The sequence below is a fragment of the Nocardia sp. Tas62D01 genome, assembly GCF_055232035.1.
This window is the reverse complement of record NZ_JBUYUZ010000001.1, coordinates 3,716,147-3,733,875: the sequence shown is the minus strand read 5'-3', so window position 1 is coordinate 3,733,875 and position 17,729 is coordinate 3,716,147. Positions and strand designations below refer to the sequence as shown.

Here is a 17,729-nt window from a genome sequence, read left to right as displayed (position 1 = left end):
TCAGGTCCGACAACGGGGTGTGGCGCAGCTTGGTAGCGCGCTTCGTTCGGGACGAAGAGGTCGCAGGTTCAAATCCTGTCACCCCGACTCGTTGGTTGAGACGACAGCAGGGCCCCTGACCAGTAGCTTTGGTCAGGGGCCTTACTCGTTGGATGGACGCCGACATCGGCGGTTCCGTGATTACGGCGAGCCGATCGAGCGGCCCGGGAGTCCGCCAGGTTCCTTGCTGGTCAGGCGTGCGGACTTCACCTCGCCGAGTGAGCGGTCAGCTATGTCTGCCTGTTGTGACCAGATCTTCAGAACGATTTAATTGTGTCTATCGGACGCAATGTGTCCAATTGGACACACTCGCTCGCGCCACGCCAGTGCAGCGGGAGGAGTGTGCGCAATCAGCGGAAGTTCGCCGAGGCAGTGCGAGACTGGCCGAGCACAGCTTCTGCGCTCCTCACACATGGAGGATTGTCATGACGAATTCTGTTGCACCACTCCGTCTGCCCACACCCCTGGTGATCACACTGGGGAATCTGAAGGGCGGTGTCGGAAAGACGACATCGGCGTTCTTCTTGGCCTCCTACTTCGCGTTGGTGCACGAGTTGAGGGTGCTCGTCATCGACGCTGACCCGCTCAGCCAAACGGGGTACTCCTGGTACCGGCGGCTGACCAAAGGGGAGATCGATGTGCCGTTCGAATTGATCGCCTTCCCGTCCCGGCACGTCGACGACTGCATCACGGACAACGCCGCCGCCTTCGACGTCATCATCGTCGACGCCGGGGGTGAGTCAGCGGAGATCTTCAAGGCCGCCGTTCCGGAGAGCCATGAGCTCATCCTGCTGACGAGTGTGAGCCCGTCTGAAGTGAAGCGGGTACCCAGCACCTACAGGGCCGCCGAGGAGGCGGTGGCCGAGCGGAACCGTCAGATCCGGGTGCGCGTCCTGATGACCAAGGTTCCGGTGACCATGAAGAACGGCGTGAACATGTCGACCGAGTACCGATCGCAGCGAAGGAACCTGGAGGACGCCGGGTACGACGTTTTCGAGTCCTACTTGAGCGCCTGGAAGTGGTACCGCGAGGCCGCCGATGGCGAGGTCGGCGACGGAGCCGAGAATCCGATAGAGGACCTGGGGGAATACCGGCGGGTGGGCGACGAACTCGTCAGCCCATATCGCGTCGCGGTGGAGGTGCCGGCCTGATGCCTCCGCAACGTAGGAAGGGTTCGATCGGCGGGGCCGCCAACCCGCTGTCCGATGGTGCCGAGCACACTCCGCCGGTGTCCCCGCTGCGCGACGCCGAGTGGCGCCGTCCGGGCGCTGAACTGCGGGTCGTCCAGGCGACCGCGGACACCGAGTCGCAGGCTCCGGGCCTGAACGTGTTGACGATGCCGCTGCCCGCCGGCGGCGAGGGCCCGCTGAGCGATAGCGAACAGGCTCAGCTGACAGTGTGCGAGTCGTCGATCGACAGCTTGCGCATTGCATTCTGGGCGGCCGGGCGCGCTCTGCAGATCGTGCGCGACGGCCGACTGTATCGCGACAGCCACGGGACGTTCGACGAGTACGTGGAACAGCGGTGGGATATGCAACGGTCGTATGCGCATAAGCTGATTCGCGCGTGGCCGCTCGCTGCGAAACTGCATCCGGTGGCGCCTGGCATCAACGAAGGTCAAGTCCGTGAGCTGCTGCCGGTGGCGGCCGAGCACGGCGAAGATGCGGCGATCACGGTATACACCACCATCGCCGAGACCACGGATGCGAAGGTCACCGCGGGCAAGATCCGGGAGGCGGTGGCGTTGCTCCCCGACCGTTTCGACCAGGCCGATGTGGTCGAGCGCCTGCGGGCCTGGCTGCGTGGTGAACTGCGTGACGACCCGAACGACCGCACGGCCGACCTGTTCGCCAGCGTGGGGTCGCGGCTCGCCGCATTGTCCCGGCGGGTTGTCAAGGGATCGAGCGACGACCCCGCCGGCGCGCGTGAATTCGCGGCGAAACTGCGCACTCTGGCCGAACAGATCGAGGAGCAGATCACCGCCTGAGACCGGGTTCGCACGAATGCCCCGCGGCAGAATTCATTCCGCCGCGGGGCATTTTCACGCCAGACCGGCTGCATATCTGATTCCTGCCAATCGACGCGTTATTAAAAGTACTTCCAGTAGTTATTGTTTCGTTATCTGAATTTGCTGTGCAGATGTGTCAAATGCCGGACGATGACAAATCGGATCCGCTGTACCGAACAGATCACCGTGCTGGTTTTCGAATCAATTCGAGGGCTTGGTGACAGCCACGAAGTGCGGCATCGCCCGGCCCTCGATACGAGGATCGGAGGACCGGATTATGGCTTCAACCGACGACGTACGATATTCGCGCTACCTGCGCCGAGTGGCCCTGTGGGCCCTGGCGATCGGAGCCGCGACCGCAGCGGCTATCGTTGCGACGCTGCTGAACGCGGGACAGGCGTCCGCCCAACCGCTGATAGTCCCAGCCGTGGGAACCGTCGAAGCCTCCGACGGCTTCGCGATCCCGACTGGAATCGGAGTATTGAATTCCGTGGATATTCCGGGAATCGCGGTCGAGCTCACCGCTGACATCCCCGTAATCCAGCTTCTGGAATCCACAGTTCCGGAATTAGAACGTCCGGCAATCGCAGATGTTTCGGAAGCGGAGATTATGGTCTCGAGCACCGCTTCGACAATCCCGCTCGCCGCAACCGATGCGATTCTGGGAACTGAACTCTCCGCGCCCGCCACGGTGCTGGGAACCCAACTTTTCGCGCCCGCCACGGTGCCGGGAGCCGAACTCCAGACGTACACAACCGTGCTGGGAATCGAGTTGCCGTTCCCGGTGCCCCTGCCGCGAATCGAACTCCCATTCCTCACCGGCATTCCAGAGATCGACCGCGCGGCGCCCGCCGCTCCCGCCGTGACGCCGAAGAAGACCACCGGCGAGGTCGCCGTCGAAGCGGCGCGGTCCAAACTGGGTGCCGATTACATCATGGGCTCGACCGGTCCCGACTCCTTCGACTGCTCGGGTCTGGTGCAGTGGTCGTACGAGCAAGCAGGCGTCGAAGTGCCGCGCACCAGCTACGACCAGCTCGCCGCGGGCACACCGGTATCAATGGACGAACTGGAGCCGGGCGATCTGGTGTCGTTCTACGGCGGCGGTCATTCGGCCCTTTACGCCGGTGACGGCCAGGTCATCCATGCCGCGACCGAAGGCATCGGCGTCACGATGACTCCGATTTCGCAGATGCCGGTGACGGGCACCCGCCGGTTCTGAATCCACCACGGCGGCAGCGGGAACCGCCTCGAGGTCACCGACCCAGGTGAGTTGCGTGAGCGCGTCCTCGGCGGCACCCTGCTCGACCTCTGACGTTGACAGTCATCACCAACCCACCCGAATTGCCTTGCTTACCAGGAACATATGACCTGGCACGAGAACGCCGACGCCTGACGGCCACGACCTGTGGTGGTGCGATGAGCCCCTCAGAGTCTGCGGAACGCGTCGGATTCCAAGTGTCCGGCGGCCAGCAGGATGCGGAAGGCCGCCGACTTTCTGGCGCAGCGGTCGATGTGGCATTGGCGGTGGCGTTGGAGGACTTGACCCGCCTCGGGGACGGTGAACGCGATGTCCGGTGCTTCGTGCAGCCAACCGACCGGCCCTGTCCGGCCGCGGGTCGCACGCCGCCGGCTCTCGCGGACGGCGAGGGGATGCTGGGTGGGAACCGGCCACCACACCGCGGCGGCGATGACCGCGAGTAGGCCGCATACGAGAGCCAGCAGTGCGATGAGGACTAGCGGCTTCATCGACACCTCCGCGACGCTGCTATTACTGGCGCCCGGCGCCGGGGCTGTTGCCACCGGCCGGCGGCTCTGGTCGGTCGGTGTGCCGATGAGAGGTAACGGCATCGACCCGGCGCCGGGGTTGCCCAATAGCCTTCTGCGGCAATGTGTCCGGCACCAGTCACGTGGTGTTGCCGAGTGTTTCCGTCCGCTCCCCGCGTCGCGACCGCGGCGGTGAGGTGTCGTCCACCTGGCGTTCGCTCGAGATTGAATGGCAGGCAGAACTGCCGTCGTGTTAGCGTCACGCGTTCGTATTCGACCTGATAAATGGCTGCAGGAGGTGGGTTGATGACCGTGCCGAAGACCACCGTCTCGCACGACGCCCGGACCCTCCACACGTTCCAGGTCCCGGTCTAGCCGACTCTCGTCCGGCGTTCGTGTCGCATGCCGCACGGCTCGCATGACGGTGGTGCCCTCTCTTCGAACGGGGCCGCATCACGAATACGGAGAATCCGGAATGACCACTCGTACCGACTGGATCGCACGTGTCGAGACCGACGCCGACATCCCCACAGTCCGGGACATCAATCTCGCTGCCTTCGCGACCGCCCTGGAGGCCGACATCATCGGCGCCCTGCGCGGTGACCCGTCCTCGGACGGCCCACTCACCGGCTACGCGCTACTGACCCGCTGCCACGTCGATGAAACCCCAGCATTGTGCCTGGGGCCCCTGCGCCGCTCTTCCTGAATACCAGCGCAGCGGCGCCGGTTCCGCCGCGATCCGCGCCGCACTCGACGCGGCACGAAAGATGGGCGAAGCCTTCGTAGTCGTCCTAGGACACCCGACGTACTACCCACGCTTCGGCTTCACCCGGGCCTCCCAGCACGGCATCGGCCTGAGCATCGACGTCCCGGACGAGGCGCTGATGGCGCTGACCCTGGACCTCGCACGACCACTGCCGCGCGGCACGGTCCACTACGCCGCACCATTCGGCATCGAGTAGCCGGAACCCCGGCCCCGGGGCACCTCAGACGCCCGGGGCCATCGGCGTCCCAGAATTTGTCCCAAGTTCAGAGGCATCGGGACATTGGAGTCGTAGCCGTCCGGGGAAGGGCGGTGAGGAGACTCTTACCGCTTGCTAACTTGCGGACATCTCGATGAAACGGGAGGTCCATAGCGTATACACGTATGTCGACAAGGGTGGCCACGCTGGCTGATGCGGCGGGGCGGCCGTTGCTGGACGTGGTTTACACGACGTTGCGTGGCGAGTTGATGAATGGGGACATCCGGTTCGGGGAGCGGCTGACCGAGCCCAAGTTGGCGGCTCGGTTCGGGATTTCGCGGACGCCGATTCGGGAGGCCCTGACGGTGCTGTGCTCGGATGGGTTGTTGCAGCGAGAGGACTACGGGTTCACGCCGGTGCGGCCGAGCATTCCGCTGATTCGGGATCTGTATGAGCTGCGACTTACCTTGGAGCTGGGGGGAATTCAACGGGCCATCGACAATCCGGCGGTGCGGCACGATCGTGCGCTGCTGGAGGCGGAGCGGGCTGGCTGGCTGAAGCTGAAGGCGGATCCGCCGAAGCAGGAACCGGGGTTCGTGGTTCGCGACGAAGAGTTCCATGTCTGCTTGCTGACGGCGGCGGGGAATGCCGAGTTGGTGCGGTCACTGAAGTCGGTGAACTCGCGGATCCGGCATGTCCGGATGTACGACTTCATGGTCAACAACCGGATCGAGACCACCATCTCCGAGCATCTCCGAATCCTGGATGCCGTCCTGGCAGAAGATCTTCCGCTCGCATACCGACTACTGCACACACACGTCGGCGGATCGCTGGATGTAGTGCTCGAGAGAGTCACGCGGGCCATCACCGCGATGTCCCTGGCAACTGAATAGGGAGTCGACGGTGACGCTGGAGTTCGATGCGGTGCGCGTCGCCGATCGCGGCGAGATCGCGTGCCGGGTGATGCGAACGGCCCCAGCGCTCGGTTTGGAGACGGTCGCCGTCTTCTCGGACGCCGATGTGGGCGCGGCCCATGTCGAAATCGCCGACGCTGCCGAGTTCGTCTACGACACCGACCACGGCGCGGCATCGTTCCTGGCCATTCTGGAAGCGATGAAACTCGAACTGCCCGCGCATAGCCCGGAAACGGGCACCGTGCTGAAGGTACTGGCCACACCCGGCGCCAAAGTGGAGCCGGGAACCCCGCTAGCCGTGATCGGAGTCGACTGAATGACCGCAGGTGTCCTAGGCAACACCGCAGTGCAACCGCAGGGATCGCCCACCGAACGAGTCGCCGCCGCCTATCGGCGGATCGCCGAGGTGGATCGACCCGAGGTGTGGATCACGCTGCGGCAGGAAGGCTATGTCGCCGCCGACGCGGCCGCCGTCGAACAACGGCTCGCCGCGGGTGAATCCCTGCCGCTGGCCGGGACTTTGGTGGCGGTCAAGGACAATATCGACGTCGCAGGGCTGCCGACCACCGCGGCCTGCCCCGAGTTCGCCTACACCGCCGAGGTCACCGCGGCTGCGATCGAGCGGCTGGTCGCGGCCGGCGCCATCTTGCTCGGCAAGACCAACCTGGATCAATTCGCCACCGGCCTGGTCGGCACCCGCAGCCCGTACGGTGCGGTTCGCAATGCGCACTATCCGGAGCTGATCTCCGGCGGCTCCAGCTCGGGGTCGGCGGTCGCGGTCGCATTGGGCATCGCGGACATCGGAATCGGCACCGACACAGCAGGTTCCGGTCGGGTGCCCGCCGCATTGCACGGAATCGTCGGTATCAAGGCCACTTTGGGCGTCATCCCGGCGCACGGCGTGGTGCCCGCGTGCGCCGATTACGACGCCGTCACCGTCTTGGCCGCCGACCTCGATCGTGCCGTCGCGGCCGCCGCGGTGATGGCCGGTCCGGAGCCACGCGACCCGCGTAGTCGGAGCTGGCCCACCGACGTCCACCTCGCCGCACCGCAGGCGCTGCGCCTCGCCGTTCCCCGAGCCGAGGACCTCGCGGCGCTCAGCGAGCCCTACCGCGATGCGTTCACCAGAACCGTTGCCGCCGTGACGAATTCCGGTATCGCGACAACGGAGATCGACATCTCGGGTCTGCTCGACGCCGCGCGACTGCTGTACGACGGCGCGATCGTCGCCGAACGCTACGCCGCGGTGGGCGCCTTCCTGGACACCGCACCGGCGGGCGCCGATCCCACGGTGACGGCCATCATCGAGGCGGCTCGTGCGACGACCGGTCCCGGATTCGCGGACGATCTCGACGCACTCGCTCGGGCGCGGTCCGCCGCCACCACCCTGCTGGCCGAGTTCCACGGACTGCTGCTGCCGACGACCACCGAGCACCCGAGTATCGTTGCAGTGCAGGCAGATCCGTTGGGGATCAATCGGCGGATGGGTACCTACACCAACTTCTGCAACCTGCTGGATATGACGGCGGTGGCCGTCCCCGGCCTACCCACTGCCGACGCCGCGCCGTTCGGCGTGATGGTCGTCGCGCCCGCTTTCGCCGACCAGGTCGCCGTCGATATCGCCGCACGCATCGTCGGCGTCGACACAACTCCGGCGCTGGTCGATCGCGGCACGGAATTGGCGGTCTTCGGCGCGCATCTGCGTGGACAGGCACTGCATTGGCAGTTGGAGGAGATCGGAGCTCGGTTCGCCGGGGAGATCCGCACCACCGACGCCTACCGACTCACCGCACTGGACACCACACCAACGAAACCAGGACTGGTGCGACACGGTGACGGTCTCGGCGCGCCGATCCTCGGTGAGCTCTTCCGAGTATCCGAGGCCGGGCTCGGTCGTTTCCTCGCGGCGCTGCCCGCACCAATGGCATTGACCAGCATCGAATTGGCCGACGGCCGTTCGGTTATCGGCTTCGCCTGCACCTATGACTCCGCACAGGCGGCGACCGATATCACCTCGTTCGGTGGCTGGAAGGCATACCTTCAGCGGCAGAGCTAGCCGTCGCGGGTGATGGCCCGGCGAATCCACGCTGGTAGATGCAGGTGCGGGCCGCGTGTAGCAGCGCTTCTCGGTTTTCCATGCAGACCACTGTACGCTCGTCTTACACATTTGTACTAGACAAGCGTGCAAGCCTTTGTTAAACATATGTCTAAGACACTCCAGTCGAGCAAGGGATTAGACAATGAACGCCAGCCACTCCGCCGCCAACCAGCCCCGCATCCTCGTCTCTGGCGGCGGTATCGGCGGTAATGCCGTTGCCCTGCAACTGCTTCGGGTCGGCATCCGGGCCACCGTCGTCGAGCGGGCCGACGCACCGCGCCCCGGCGGGCAGGCTGTCGACCTGCGCGGCCCGAGCGGCGAGGTGGCCGAGCGGATGGGCCTGATGCCGGGTATCCGGAACTACCAGCTCGACGAGCGCGGCATCGTCATGGTGGACAGCGAAGGCCGGGACCTGCTGCGCATGCCCGCCGAGATGTTCGACGGCAAGGGCGCTGTCGCCGAGAAGGAGCTCACCCGTGGCGACCTGAACCAGGTGCTGCTCGACGCACTCGCCGAGGCGGGCGGCGTGGACTACCGCTACGGCGAATGGATCACCGACATCAACCAGGACGACACCGGCGTCGAGGTCACCTTCGCCTCCGGCGGCACCGAGCGCTTCGACATCGTGATCGGCGCGGACGGACTGCACTCCGCGACCCGCCGCCTGGTATTCGGCCCCGAGGAACAGTTCTCGACCTACCTGGGCGGGTACATGTCGTTCTTCACGCTGCCGACCCCGGCGGGTACGGAAGACAACTGGTTCACAATGAATTCGCTGGTCGGCGCCACCGGCGTCGGGCTGCGCCCGGATCGCGACCCGGCCACCTGCAAAGCGATCATCACCATTCGCAAAGAGGCGGATCCGACACTGCGCCGCGATGTGCCCGCGCAGCAGCAGCAGATCCGCGAGCGGCTGGCAGGCGGCGGCCGGATCGCGAGCACGGTCAACGACGCCATGGCGGACGCGAACGACTTCTACTTCGACGAGCTGGCCCGCATCGATATGCCGAATTGGTCCAAGGGTCGGGTGACGCTGCTCGGGGATGCGGGCTCCTGCGGCTCGCCGCTCACCGGGCAGGGCACCGCCATGGCACTGGTGGGCGCCTACGTCCTCGCCGGTGAAATCGTCAAGTACGCAGGCGATCCGCAGCAGGCGCTGACCAGCTACGAAGAGGTGCTGCGGCCGTTCGTCGCCACCGCGCAGGAACTGCCGCCGGGTGGCCTGCGGTCGATGACGCCCAAGTCCCGCTTCGGAATTCGCGCGGGGCTCATGTTCAGCAAGCTGATGACCGCGAAGGTGATGAAGCCGGTGATGATGAAGATGCTCACCAAGACCGAGGATTACGACCTGCCGGACTACTCGGCCCAATCCGTCGGCTGACCACCCAAGGATTCGCGATGACCGGCGCCGTCGACCGCGGCGCCGGTCATCGCCTTTCCAGCAGGCATCATTCGATCGTCATCCGCTCGTCGAGCAGAAACGGCAGCACGAAATTTCGGAGCATCGCGCGCTCCTCGTTCCCGCCCGCACCGGGCAGGGTCAGTAACGACACGACCGCCCGGATCACCCACTGTCCGAGCAACCGGGCGGCGTCGGCGGATAAGCCGGGGCGGTAGCTTGCCACGAAACCGGCGCCGATCGCATCGATCACGTCCGACGAATTCGACAGCTGGGCAACGATTCCGGAGTTCGACGGCTCGAACCACACGGCCAGATGCGGGGTCTTGCGCACCTCGGCCAGCACCGCGGTCACCGTGTCGAGCAGTTGCTCCGCATGGTCGGCGGCGGCCTCGAAAGGCCGGTCGCGCCACACCCGCTCGACCAATTGCCGCGCCTCCCGGCCCGCGAAGGCCACATACAGCGCCTGCCGGTTGTCGAAATAGCGGTAGAGCGTCGCCCTGGAACATCCTGCGGCGTCGGCGACTTCGGCCATCCCGACCCCGCTGACGCCCTTCTCCAGAAACAGCATGCGCACCGCGTCGAGGATGCGTTCGGTCGCGAGTTCCGCGCGACCGTCGGCCAGCCAGTCTCCGTTCATGCCACGCACCGGAACGGGACCGTCGTCGGCCTACGCACGTAGGGCCCCGGCGCGTATTCGACCGCGTCGATATCTACGCGATAGTCGGGAAAGCGATCCAGCAACTCCTCCAAGGCAACTCGGGCCTGCATCCGAGCCGCGGCGGCACCGAGGCAGTGATGCGGTCCGTGCCCGAAGGTCATGATCCGCTGCGGATTCCGGTCGATATCGAGTTCTTCCGCATCCGCGCCGTAGGCCCGGTCATCGCGGTTGGCGGAACCGTAGACGAGCAGCACCTTGCGTCCGGCGGGCACCGTCGTCCCGGCCAACTCCACCTCCCGCGTCGCCGTCCTGGCCAAGCACTGCACCGGCGAGGTCAGCCGGGCGAGTTCCTCGATCGCCACGCCGATCCGGTCCTTGTCGGCCACCAGCGCGGCCCGCTGCTGCGGCCTCTGTTGCAGCAATTGCACTGCACCACCGAGCAATCCGGTGGTGGTGTCGTTGCCGCCCGCGACCATCGTCCAGGTGTAGGCCAAGATCTGCACCAGGCCGCGCACGTCTGCGTCTTCCGCGGCCATGCCCGCCTGCACCAGCAGCGACACCGTGTCGTCGCCAGGGTCGGTGCGGCGGCGTTTGATGAGTTCAGCGAAATAGCCGAGCATTTCGAACGATGCCTGCTGTGCGTGGGTATTGCGCGCGTCGATACTGCCCGCGACCACCGCGTCGGTCCAGCCGTCGAACCGCCCACGATCCTCGGCGGGCACACCGAGGTAATACGCGACAACCATGCTCGGCAGCGGCTTGAACAACTGCTTGACGATGTCTCCTCCACCCTGTTCGGCCAGCTGGTCCAGACGCTCGCGCACGAACCGACGAACCACCGGCTCGACCTCGACGACCTGCCGCGGGGTGAACCCGCGCGACACCAGCCTGCGGAACTCGGTGTGCACCGGCGGATCCTGCATCACCATCGGCGGATTGTCGGTCAGCCCGATCTGCTCCAACTCCCCGTACTCCACCGTCAACCCGTCACTCGAGGAAAACGTCTCGGTATCCCGAACCGCCGCATAGACATCCTCATGCCGAGTAAGCACCCAGTAGTCACGCTCCGGCCGCTCCCCGGGGACCACATGATGCACTGGATCCTGATCCCGCAACGCGGCATACATCCCCCACGGCGACCTCCAGGTCTCCCCCGACCGCAGCTCGAAGGACGGAGCATCACGATACTCTTGGAGCAACATGTTTCGACGATAAGACAGAATGACGGTTCTGTCTAGAGTAGTCGCTGAGCTGGCGGTTACCTGGCCCTCGATGATCCATTCCTCGTAGCGCTCGGCGAGCAACGGCAGGTAGAGCGTCACCGTGGCGCGCGCGGCGAAACCGTCGCATGAGGAGTGCCGTGTAGGTTGCGACAACCAGGATGAATGGAGGCGGCCGGGCCGGTCACCCTCGTGAACCGGCCCGGCCAGTACTTGGGTGGGATCGTCGGCGTGCACCGAATGGTTACCGTCGGCAGGAGCTTCTGGAAGAGCCATCCGAAAGTGGTTGCCCTCTAACGAAAACCAGCCGGACCGGTCACCCCTCGTGGACCAGTCCGGCCGGCCTCATCTCCGGGCTGCGACCTGTCAACCCCTCGAAGACAGGTCGTGCCCGGTCCCCACCCCCCGTGGTGGTTCATCCCCCTGGTAGGGCCTACTGGCAGTGCTCGAAGGTGCCGAGTACGGTGCGGCCGTCCTGTAGCCGGTGGGGTGGAGATCAGTGCTGGCGACCGCGTTCTCGCCGTCAGGCGCCAGCCACTGCACCTGCTGGACCACCCTGTAGCGGTTCGGGTCGTTGCGCAGCACCTTCATGTCGGTGTCGTTCATCTCGGCCGGCTTGGTGTCGGTGGCCTTGCCCTTCTGCCACTCCCCCGCGCCGGCCAACGTGCCCTGGGGCGCGTCGTAGATGACGGTGCGGTAGCGGACCAACTGGTGTTCACCGGGCTGCGCGTAAACGACAGGAGCGGCGATCTCGATCTCGATCCGATCGTTCTTATGGGTGCAGGTGGCCTGGCCGGTGAGCGCGGCGCCCGGGATTCCGGTGGTCTCCGCGGCGGCGGTGCCCGCGCCGAACTGCAGGGCGGCGGTCGTGGTGGTGAGGGCGAGGGCGGTGGTCAGCTTGCCGATCATCGTCAGTGCGTCCTTGTCAGGTCCGGGTGTTTGTTTTCCGGTGTTGACACAAACAATGCGGCCCGGGGCTTGCCACGCCCTTAAGAAGACCTTGTAGGAACAAATCAGCAGGTAGCGGCGATATGACCAGCGAGAACCAGTCGAGTTGCCACCACGTCACCGCGAATCGCGGGATGATGGAGGCGAGGGCGCCAAGGAGATTGGAGCGGCGATGGAAACCGTGGTGGTCTGGCTGCTGGCCTGCCTGGTGTATTGGTGGGGCCTGCTGTAGGGCCTAGCGCCGATGTCGGCGTCGTCGGACCGCGGACTCGGCGCGGCCCGGCACAATGACGAAACCGGCTCTACCGCTGATCGAAAGAGTCAGCAGGAGAGCGGGTTTCGAGTGTCAGGGCGGCATTGTCAGCGGACCTGATCGGTGCCGATCGGCTCGGCGACCTCCCACTTCGTCATCGAGATCACTTGTGACGGAATTCCCTTCGCGCCTAGCACGGCGGCGGCGAGCACCGGGCAGGGCAGCGGCAACGAACGTGGTGGACATCGCTGTGGAGAAGGCCGCCCTAGCCGCGGCGGCGAGACCGCTGTCCCCATTGGTTCCCGCGATACTCGAAGCGTCGATCGATGATCCACTGAATGTCCTGGGCTCCGGCGCCCAGGTCGGTGGCGATCTGCGGGATCGCCACATTGAGCACCTGCAGCGGCGCGAGCAACCGGCCCTGACCGGGGCGCAGATCGTGGCCGAAGCTGATCGAACTGGTCGCCGATGCGGTGTTCGGCGAGCTGGAGGGCCCTGATCCTGCGGATGCACGCGGCTGGCGAGCGGCCATCACGGACTTTGCCATCGGACTGCGCGCGACGGTGCTGCGCCACCCCTGGCTGGCATCGGTCTTCGGTGAGGTCGGCACCCTCTACCTCGGGCCGAACATGGTGCGCGGCAACGAGGCCATCCTCGCCGTGTTCGAGGAAGCCGGATTCGGCATGGAAGAGGCCGACCAGAGTGGTTCGAGAAGATGTGGCCCGCCGCTGCACAAACACTATGTCGCACAACCAGCAGGAGACATACCGAAGTCACCGAAACGAATCCTTCGAGCACGAACTGGGTTGATACTCGACGGACTGGATCTCGCACTGCGCAAACGTGATTGAACAAATGTCGGTAGGTCAGCGCATCGATTCGACGACGAGCTTTGCGGTGTCGGCGATTACGGCGTTGTCCGGCGTGGCATCCTGGGCGCCTTTACGGGTCAGCACCACGATCACAATCGGGGCGCGACCGCCGTCCGGCCAGGTGATCGCCGCATCATTGATGCAGCCGTAGTCGCCGGTTCCGGTCTTGTCGCCGATGCTCCAGCCCGCCGGAACGCCGGCGCGAATGCGCTTGTCGCCGGTGGTATTCGCCTTCAGCCAACTGATCAAACGGTCCCGCTCCGGTGCGCCGAGCCCGTCACCGACGACCAGCGCGCGGTAGTCGGCGGCCAGCGCGGCGGGAGTGGTGGTGTCCTGCGGGTCGCCGGGGACGGCGGTATTGAGGTCCGGCTCCCAGCGATCCAGCCTGCTCACCTGATCGCCGAGGGTGCGCAGAAACGCCGTAAGTTCTTCTGGCCCACCGAGTTCGCGCAGCAGCAGATTGCCCGCGGTGTTGTCGCTGCGGGTGATCGCCGCCTCGGCGAGAGCAGCCACGGTCATGCCATCGGCCACCTTGGCGGTGGTAACCGGCGAGTTCGCCACGAGGTCGGCGTCGGTGAAATGGACGACCCGATCGAAGTATCCGGTGTCGAGCGGATGTGCCTTGAGCAACGCCGCAACCGCGAGCGTTTTGAAGGTGGACAGCAGCGGGAAGCGCTGGTTGCTGCTGTTCGACACGGTCTTGCCGGTGCCGGTATCGACGGCGAACAAGCCGATTTGGGCTTCGTATCGCATTTCCAGATCCGCGATCCGAGCGGCGTTACGCACCGGCGCCGGAGCCGTCGCGCTCGGAAGGTTCTGTGCCGCCTTCGAATCGGTACCGCAGGCGGCGAGCACCGGGAGCGCCAGCGCGGCGGTCAGGGCTACCCGAAAATTACGTGTCGTCCGAAACATGCCATCACCTTGTCAGGTGATCGGACCGCCGGACAAACGGAACGTCGGTCCAGAGGACCTGCGGCAGGGCAGGTGCACACCCGAAGGATGCGCACCTGCCCAGGTGTCGAACTACCGCGCTGCGCCCTGCGAGGGCGACGGGCGGCCTAGCCGTCGAGGCTGGCCCGGACCCCTTCCTCGACCCGCTTGCCGAGATCGGTGTCCACGTTCTTCCAGTACTCGAAGACGCGACTGAGCACCGGCTCCTGAACACCGCCGAGCACGTGGCCGACGATGTTGTTCACCAGGCGTTCGCGCTGCTCGTCATTGAGCACCTCGCGCACCAGCGTGCCCGCCTGGGTGAAGTCGCCGTCCTCCGCGTGCTCGATGTAGCCGGCGCGCACGATGGTCGGATCGAAGTCCCAGATGCCGCCATCGGGCGCCTTCTCCGGGTCGGCGTGCGGGCCGCCGAACGAGTTCGGTGCGTACACGGGCACATCGGCCGGGTTGTAGTGGTACCGCATGGAGCCCTCCTTGGAGTAGGAGTTCACCTCCGCGGCCCTGGCCTGGTTCGGCGGCAGCTGCGCGTAGTTGGTGCCGATCCGGTAGCGGTGCGCGTCCGCGTAGGAGAACACCCGGCCGAGCAGCATCTTGTCCGGCGAAAAACCAATGCCGGGAACGACATTCGAGGGCTCGAAGGCAGCCTGCTCGATGTCGACGAAGTAGTTGCCCGGGTTGCGGTTCAGGGTCCACTTGCCGACCTCGATCAGCGGGTAGTCCTTGTGCGACCACACCTTGGTCAGGTCGAACGGGTTGAAGCGGTAGCCCTCCGCCGCGGCGACGGGCATGACCTGTACGTGCACCGTCCAGCTCGGGAACTCGCCACGCTCGATCGCGTCCCACAGGTCCTTGCGGTGGTAATCGGCGTTCTCGCCCGCGATCCGGTCGGCGTCGGCCTGGGTCAGGTAGTCGATGCCCTGGTCGGTCTTGAAGTGGTACTTCACCCAGAAGCGCTCACCGGCGGCGTTGATCCACTGGTAGGTGTGCGAGCCGTAGCCGTTCATGTGGCGGTAGGTCTTCGGGATGCCGCGGTCACCCATCAGCCAGGTCACCTGGTGCGCGGTCTCCGGACGCAGGGTCCAGAAGTCCCACTGCATGGTGTGGTCGCGCAAACCGTTGCCGGGCAGGCGCTTCTGCGAACGGATGAAGTCGGGGAACTTGATCGGGTCTGTGATGAAGAAGACCGGAGTGTTGTTGCCGACGAGGTCGTAGTTGCCGTCTTCGGTGTAGAACTTCACCGCGAAACCGCGGGGGTCACGCCAGGTGTCGGGGCTGCCCTGTTCACCGGCCACCGTGGAGAAACGCACCAGCGACTCGGTCCGCGTACCCGGCTGGAACAGCTTGGCCTTGGTGTAGCGGCTGACATCATTGGTCACAACCAGTTCACCGTAGGCACCCGCACCCTTGGCGTGCACGATCCGCTCCGGCACCCGCTCGCGGTTGAACTGGGCGAGCTTCTCGATGAGGTAGTGGTCGTGCAGCAGAATCGGTCCCTGGGTACCCGCGGTGAGGGACTCATTGTCGCTCTCCACCGGGGTACCGGTGTTAGTGGTTGTCGGCCTGGTCATATCGAAGCCTCCTTGGCTGATGAACAAACGTCCCGGGGGTGGCTGACCCGGGCTGTCAGGGTGACTGCCGTCCTTGCGAACGACATGTAGGGCACAGACCCCAGAAGACGACCTCTGCCTCATCGATCGCGAAACCGTGGTCTTCCACGGGTTCCAGGCAGGGGGCCCTGCCCACGACACAGTCCACGTCCACGACCGCGCCGCAGTTTCGGCACACCAGGTGATGGTGGTTGTCCCTGATCCGGGTCTCGTAGAGCGCGGCCGAACCGGCCGGCTCGATACGCCGCAGGATTCCGGCGTGCACGCAGGCCCGAAGCACGTCGTAGACGGCCTGCGTGGATACCGAACCCAATGCTTCCCGAACCGTGGCAGCTACCCGATCGGCATCCGAATGCGGTCGGGCCGCGACCGCATCCAGCACCGCGACCCGCGGGGCGGTAACCCGCAGGCCGGCCGCGCGCAACTGCTCACGCGGATCGGGGCCATCGGTGTGCATGGCCTCAGTCTGCCTCTTTTCTGGAATTAATCAAGAAAAGAATCCCAGAGAATCTGTGCCCTGGGTCACCCGCCGCGCCTTGCGTGCAGCGGTATCCGGCAGGGTCACCAGGATCATGCGGTCGAATCGGCCGGGGCGACGCAGGGCGACGTCGCTGTCCCAGGGATGGTTGGTCGGGCCGAGGATGTAGATGTCGGGCATGGCCGATTCGCGCTCGCGGATCGCTTCCCCAAGGATGTGGGGGTGACCTCACACGACGACGTACTTCAGCGCAGGCTCGGGCTCGCGGATTCGGTGGTCATCGGACTCGGGTCGATGGTCGGGGCCGGGATCTTCGCCGCGCTCGCGCCGGCCGCCGCGGCGGCGGGGAGTTGGTTGCTGGTCGCGCTGGCGGTGGCCGCGGTGCTCGCATACTGCAATGCGACGTCCTCGGCGCGGCTCGCGGCACGGTATCCGGTGTCGGGTGGCACGTATGTGTACGGGCGCGAACGGCTGGGGAAGTTCTGGGGATATCTCGCCGGGTGGGGGTTCGTTGCGGGCAAGACCGCGTCCTGTGCGGCGATGGCGTTGACGGTCGGCAATTACGCGTGGCCGGAGCAGTCCAACGCAGTCGCGGTGGGGGCCGTCGTCGCCATTACCGCGATCAATTACACGGGTGTGCAGAAGTCCGCGCTGGCTACCCGGATTATTGTCGCGCTGGTGCTCGCGGTGCTTGCGGTGGTTGTCGGGGTCGGGTTGTTCGGAACGCATTCGGCGGCGACGGTTCTGCCCGATCGGATCGGACCCCGGGGCGTGTTGGAGGCGGCGGGGCTGCTGTTCTTCGCCTTCGCGGGGTATGCCCGCATCGCCACGCTCGGGGAGGAAGTGCGGGATCCGCGGCGCACGATTCCGCGGGCCATCATGATCGCGCTCGGGCTCGCGGTGCTGGTCTATGCGCTGGTGGCGATCGTGGCGTTGGAGGTGCTCGGATCGGCGGGGCTCGCGGATGCGACGGACCCGCTGGCTCGGGTGGTATCCGACGCGGGGATACCTGAATTGGCGCCGGTGGTTCGAGTCGGTGCGGTGCTCGCGGCCGCCGGATCGCTGCTCGCGTTGATCCTCGGCGTCTCGCGCACGATGCTGGCCATGGCGCGGGATCGGTATCTGCCGGGGGCGCTGGCGGTGGTGCATCCACGGTTCGGGGTCCCGCATCGGGCGGAGTTGGTGGTCGGTGCGGTGGTCGCGGTACTGGCAGCGACCTTCGATGTGCGTGCGGCCATTGGCTTTTCGTCGTTCACGGTGCTCGTCTACTACCTGATCGCGAACATCTCGGCGGCGACGCTGACCGCGGCGGAGGATCGTCCCGCCCGCTGGGTGCCGATCGTCGGGGCGGTCGGCTGTGTGAGCGTGGGCTTCGCGCTGCCGATCTCCGCCGTGCTCGCGGGACTCGCGGCACTCGCGATCGGGGCCGTTTGGTACGGAATTCGCGCTCTGTCTACCCGATAACTCCAGTTCCCGTCACATCGGCCCACCGCACCTGCCGCCAGATCGAGTTTGCTTCACCGGTGCTGTCGGCGGGTATAGGGTGCCTCGGCAC

Annotated in this window: 19 protein-coding genes, 1 tRNA gene and 2 pseudogenes; 13 read left to right on the top strand and 9 right to left on the bottom strand. The window is 65.8% G+C overall.

From position 1 onward, the window contains the following. Positions 1-13: 13 nt before the first annotated feature. From ACV7NQ_RS18105 to ACV7NQ_RS18090, 4 genes are all read left to right on the top strand, one after another. Positions 14-87: transfer RNA gene (locus ACV7NQ_RS18105), tRNA-Pro, on the top strand. A 377-nt stretch (positions 88-464) separates the two neighbouring features. Beyond that, the gene (locus tag ACV7NQ_RS18100; protein ID WP_463360755.1) at positions 465-1,190 is read left to right on the top strand and encodes a ParA family protein; all 726 of its coding nucleotides are present in this window, start codon (positions 465-467) and stop codon (positions 1,188-1,190) included. Further along, positions 1,190-2,026, top strand: coding sequence for a hypothetical protein (locus ACV7NQ_RS18095; protein WP_463360754.1), 837 nt, complete (start codon positions 1,190-1,192; stop codon positions 2,024-2,026). Before ACV7NQ_RS18100 ends, ACV7NQ_RS18095 begins: the two co-directional genes overlap by 1 nt. Positions 2,027-2,324: 298 nt before the next feature. Continuing rightward, positions 2,325-3,266, top strand: a complete 942-nt coding sequence (locus ACV7NQ_RS18090; protein WP_463360753.1) for a C40 family peptidase — start codon at positions 2,325-2,327, stop codon at positions 3,264-3,266. 206 nt (positions 3,267-3,472) lie between these two features. Here ACV7NQ_RS18090 and ACV7NQ_RS18085 read toward each other — a convergent pair whose 3' ends face one another. Next, positions 3,473-3,793: a hypothetical protein gene (locus ACV7NQ_RS18085; protein ID WP_463360752.1), complete on the bottom strand. Its 321-nt coding sequence runs from the start codon at positions 3,791-3,793 to the stop codon at positions 3,473-3,475. Positions 3,794-4,286: 493 nt separating this feature from the next. On the opposite strand from ACV7NQ_RS18085, the pseudogene ACV7NQ_RS18080 reads away from it, so the two are divergent. The 6 genes and pseudogenes from ACV7NQ_RS18080 (at position 4,287) to ACV7NQ_RS18055 (ending at position 9,166) form a co-directional block, all read left to right on the top strand. Next, positions 4,287-4,773, top strand: a pseudogene (locus ACV7NQ_RS18080) (GNAT family N-acetyltransferase). Positions 4,774-4,958: 185 nt separating this feature from the next. Continuing rightward, a complete protein-coding gene (locus ACV7NQ_RS18075; protein ID WP_463360751.1) occupies positions 4,959-5,666 on the top strand; it encodes a GntR family transcriptional regulator in 708 nt (235 codons plus the stop codon). A gap of 10 nt (positions 5,667-5,676) precedes the next feature. Then, positions 5,677-5,871, top strand: a pseudogene (locus ACV7NQ_RS18070) (biotin carboxylase N-terminal domain-containing protein); the annotation flags it as partial. Further along, positions 5,869-6,003, top strand: a complete 135-nt coding sequence (locus tag ACV7NQ_RS18065) for an acyl-CoA carboxylase biotin carboxyl carrier protein subunit (protein ID WP_463365717.1) — start codon at positions 5,869-5,871, stop codon at positions 6,001-6,003. The pseudogene ACV7NQ_RS18070 and the gene ACV7NQ_RS18065, both read left to right, overlap by 3 nt. Then, on the top strand, positions 6,004-7,743 hold the full coding sequence (gene atzF / locus ACV7NQ_RS18060; protein ID WP_463360750.1) for an allophanate hydrolase: 1,740 nt from the start codon (positions 6,004-6,006) through the stop codon (positions 7,741-7,743). 184 nt (positions 7,744-7,927) lie between these two features. Beyond that, complete coding sequence (locus ACV7NQ_RS18055; RefSeq protein ID WP_463360749.1) at positions 7,928-9,166, top strand: FAD-dependent monooxygenase; 1,239 nt, start codon at positions 7,928-7,930, stop codon at positions 9,164-9,166. Positions 9,167-9,233: 67 nt separating this feature from the next. On the opposite strand, the gene ACV7NQ_RS18050 is transcribed toward ACV7NQ_RS18055, so the two are convergent. The 3 genes from ACV7NQ_RS18050 to ACV7NQ_RS18040 form a co-directional block, all read right to left on the bottom strand. Beyond that, positions 9,234-9,824: a TetR/AcrR family transcriptional regulator gene (locus tag ACV7NQ_RS18050; protein WP_463360748.1), complete on the bottom strand. Its 591-nt coding sequence runs from the start codon at positions 9,822-9,824 to the stop codon at positions 9,234-9,236. Continuing rightward, positions 9,821-11,047, bottom strand: coding sequence for a cytochrome P450 (locus ACV7NQ_RS18045; RefSeq protein ID WP_463365716.1), 1,227 nt, complete (start codon positions 11,045-11,047; stop codon positions 9,821-9,823). Before ACV7NQ_RS18045 ends, ACV7NQ_RS18050 begins: the two co-directional genes overlap by 4 nt. 384 nt (positions 11,048-11,431) lie before the next feature. Next, on the bottom strand, positions 11,432-11,974 hold the full coding sequence (locus ACV7NQ_RS18040) for a hypothetical protein (protein WP_463360747.1): 543 nt from the start codon (positions 11,972-11,974) through the stop codon (positions 11,432-11,434). Between the two features lie 145 nt (positions 11,975-12,119). Between ACV7NQ_RS18040 and ACV7NQ_RS18035 the strand changes: the two genes are divergently transcribed. Continuing rightward, positions 12,120-12,245 (top strand): hypothetical protein, encoded by a 126-nt coding sequence (locus ACV7NQ_RS18035; protein ID WP_463360746.1) that lies wholly within the window; start codon positions 12,120-12,122, stop codon positions 12,243-12,245. A gap of 286 nt (positions 12,246-12,531) precedes the next feature. Here ACV7NQ_RS18035 and ACV7NQ_RS18030 read toward each other — a convergent pair whose 3' ends face one another. Then, entirely contained in the window at positions 12,532-12,681 is a 150-nt protein-coding gene (locus ACV7NQ_RS18030; protein ID WP_463360745.1) for a hypothetical protein, read from the bottom strand. 58 nt (positions 12,682-12,739) lie between these two features. Between ACV7NQ_RS18030 and ACV7NQ_RS18025 the strand changes: the two genes are divergently transcribed. Continuing rightward, the gene (locus tag ACV7NQ_RS18025; RefSeq protein ID WP_463360744.1) at positions 12,740-13,117 is read left to right on the top strand and encodes a TetR/AcrR family transcriptional regulator C-terminal domain-containing protein; all 378 of its coding nucleotides are present in this window, start codon (positions 12,740-12,742) and stop codon (positions 13,115-13,117) included. Positions 13,118-13,132: 15 nt separating this feature from the next. Here ACV7NQ_RS18025 and bla read toward each other — a convergent pair whose 3' ends face one another. The 4 genes from bla to ACV7NQ_RS18005 form a co-directional block, all read right to left on the bottom strand. Next, entirely contained in the window at positions 13,133-14,050 is a 918-nt protein-coding gene (bla, locus tag ACV7NQ_RS18020; RefSeq protein ID WP_463360743.1) for a class A beta-lactamase, read from the bottom strand. Between the two features lie 146 nt (positions 14,051-14,196). Then, entirely contained in the window at positions 14,197-15,657 is a 1,461-nt protein-coding gene (locus tag ACV7NQ_RS18015; RefSeq protein WP_463360742.1) for a catalase, read from the bottom strand. A gap of 55 nt (positions 15,658-15,712) precedes the next feature. After that, entirely contained in the window at positions 15,713-16,153 is a 441-nt protein-coding gene (locus ACV7NQ_RS18010) for a Fur family transcriptional regulator (protein WP_463360741.1), read from the bottom strand. Between the two features lie 30 nt (positions 16,154-16,183). Beyond that, the gene (locus ACV7NQ_RS18005; RefSeq protein ID WP_463366111.1) at positions 16,184-16,354 is read right to left on the bottom strand and encodes a hypothetical protein; all 171 of its coding nucleotides are present in this window, start codon (positions 16,352-16,354) and stop codon (positions 16,184-16,186) included. A 42-nt stretch (positions 16,355-16,396) separates the two neighbouring features. Between ACV7NQ_RS18005 and ACV7NQ_RS18000 the strand changes: the two genes are divergently transcribed. Then, complete coding sequence (locus tag ACV7NQ_RS18000) at positions 16,397-17,638, top strand: APC family permease (RefSeq protein ID WP_463360740.1); 1,242 nt, start codon at positions 16,397-16,399, stop codon at positions 17,636-17,638. Positions 17,639-17,729 lie beyond the last annotated feature (91 nt).

Coding starts and splice junctions, on each gene's coding strand:
- ACV7NQ_RS18100 (WP_463360755.1), top strand. CDS start 465: ATGACGAATTCTGTTGCACCACTCCGTCTGCCCACACCCCTGGTGATC.
- ACV7NQ_RS18095 (WP_463360754.1), top strand. CDS start 1,190: ATGCCTCCGCAACGTAGGAAGGGTTCGATCGGCGGGGCCGCCAACCCG.
- ACV7NQ_RS18090 (WP_463360753.1), top strand. CDS start 2,325: ATGGCTTCAACCGACGACGTACGATATTCGCGCTACCTGCGCCGAGTG.
- ACV7NQ_RS18085 (WP_463360752.1), bottom strand. CDS start 3,793: ATGAAGCCGCTAGTCCTCATCGCACTGCTGGCTCTCGTATGCGGCCTA.
- ACV7NQ_RS18075 (WP_463360751.1), top strand. CDS start 4,959: ATGTCGACAAGGGTGGCCACGCTGGCTGATGCGGCGGGGCGGCCGTTG.
- atzF (WP_463360750.1), top strand. CDS start 6,004: ATGACCGCAGGTGTCCTAGGCAACACCGCAGTGCAACCGCAGGGATCG.
- ACV7NQ_RS18055 (WP_463360749.1), top strand. CDS start 7,928: ATGAACGCCAGCCACTCCGCCGCCAACCAGCCCCGCATCCTCGTCTCT.
- ACV7NQ_RS18050 (WP_463360748.1), bottom strand. CDS start 9,824: ATGAACGGAGACTGGCTGGCCGACGGTCGCGCGGAACTCGCGACCGAA.
- ACV7NQ_RS18045 (WP_463365716.1), bottom strand. CDS start 11,047: ATGTTGCTCCAAGAGTATCGTGATGCTCCGTCCTTCGAGCTGCGGTCG.
- ACV7NQ_RS18040 (WP_463360747.1), bottom strand. CDS start 11,974: ATGATCGGCAAGCTGACCACCGCCCTCGCCCTCACCACCACGACCGCC.
- bla (WP_463360743.1), bottom strand. CDS start 14,050: ATGTTTCGGACGACACGTAATTTTCGGGTAGCCCTGACCGCCGCGCTG.
- ACV7NQ_RS18015 (WP_463360742.1), bottom strand. CDS start 15,657: ATGACCAGGCCGACAACCACTAACACCGGTACCCCGGTGGAGAGCGAC.
- ACV7NQ_RS18010 (WP_463360741.1), bottom strand. CDS start 16,153: ATGCACACCGATGGCCCCGATCCGCGTGAGCAGTTGCGCGCGGCCGGC.
- ACV7NQ_RS18005 (WP_463366111.1), bottom strand. CDS start 16,354: ATGCCCGACATCTACATCCTCGGCCCGACCAACCATCCCTGGGACAGC.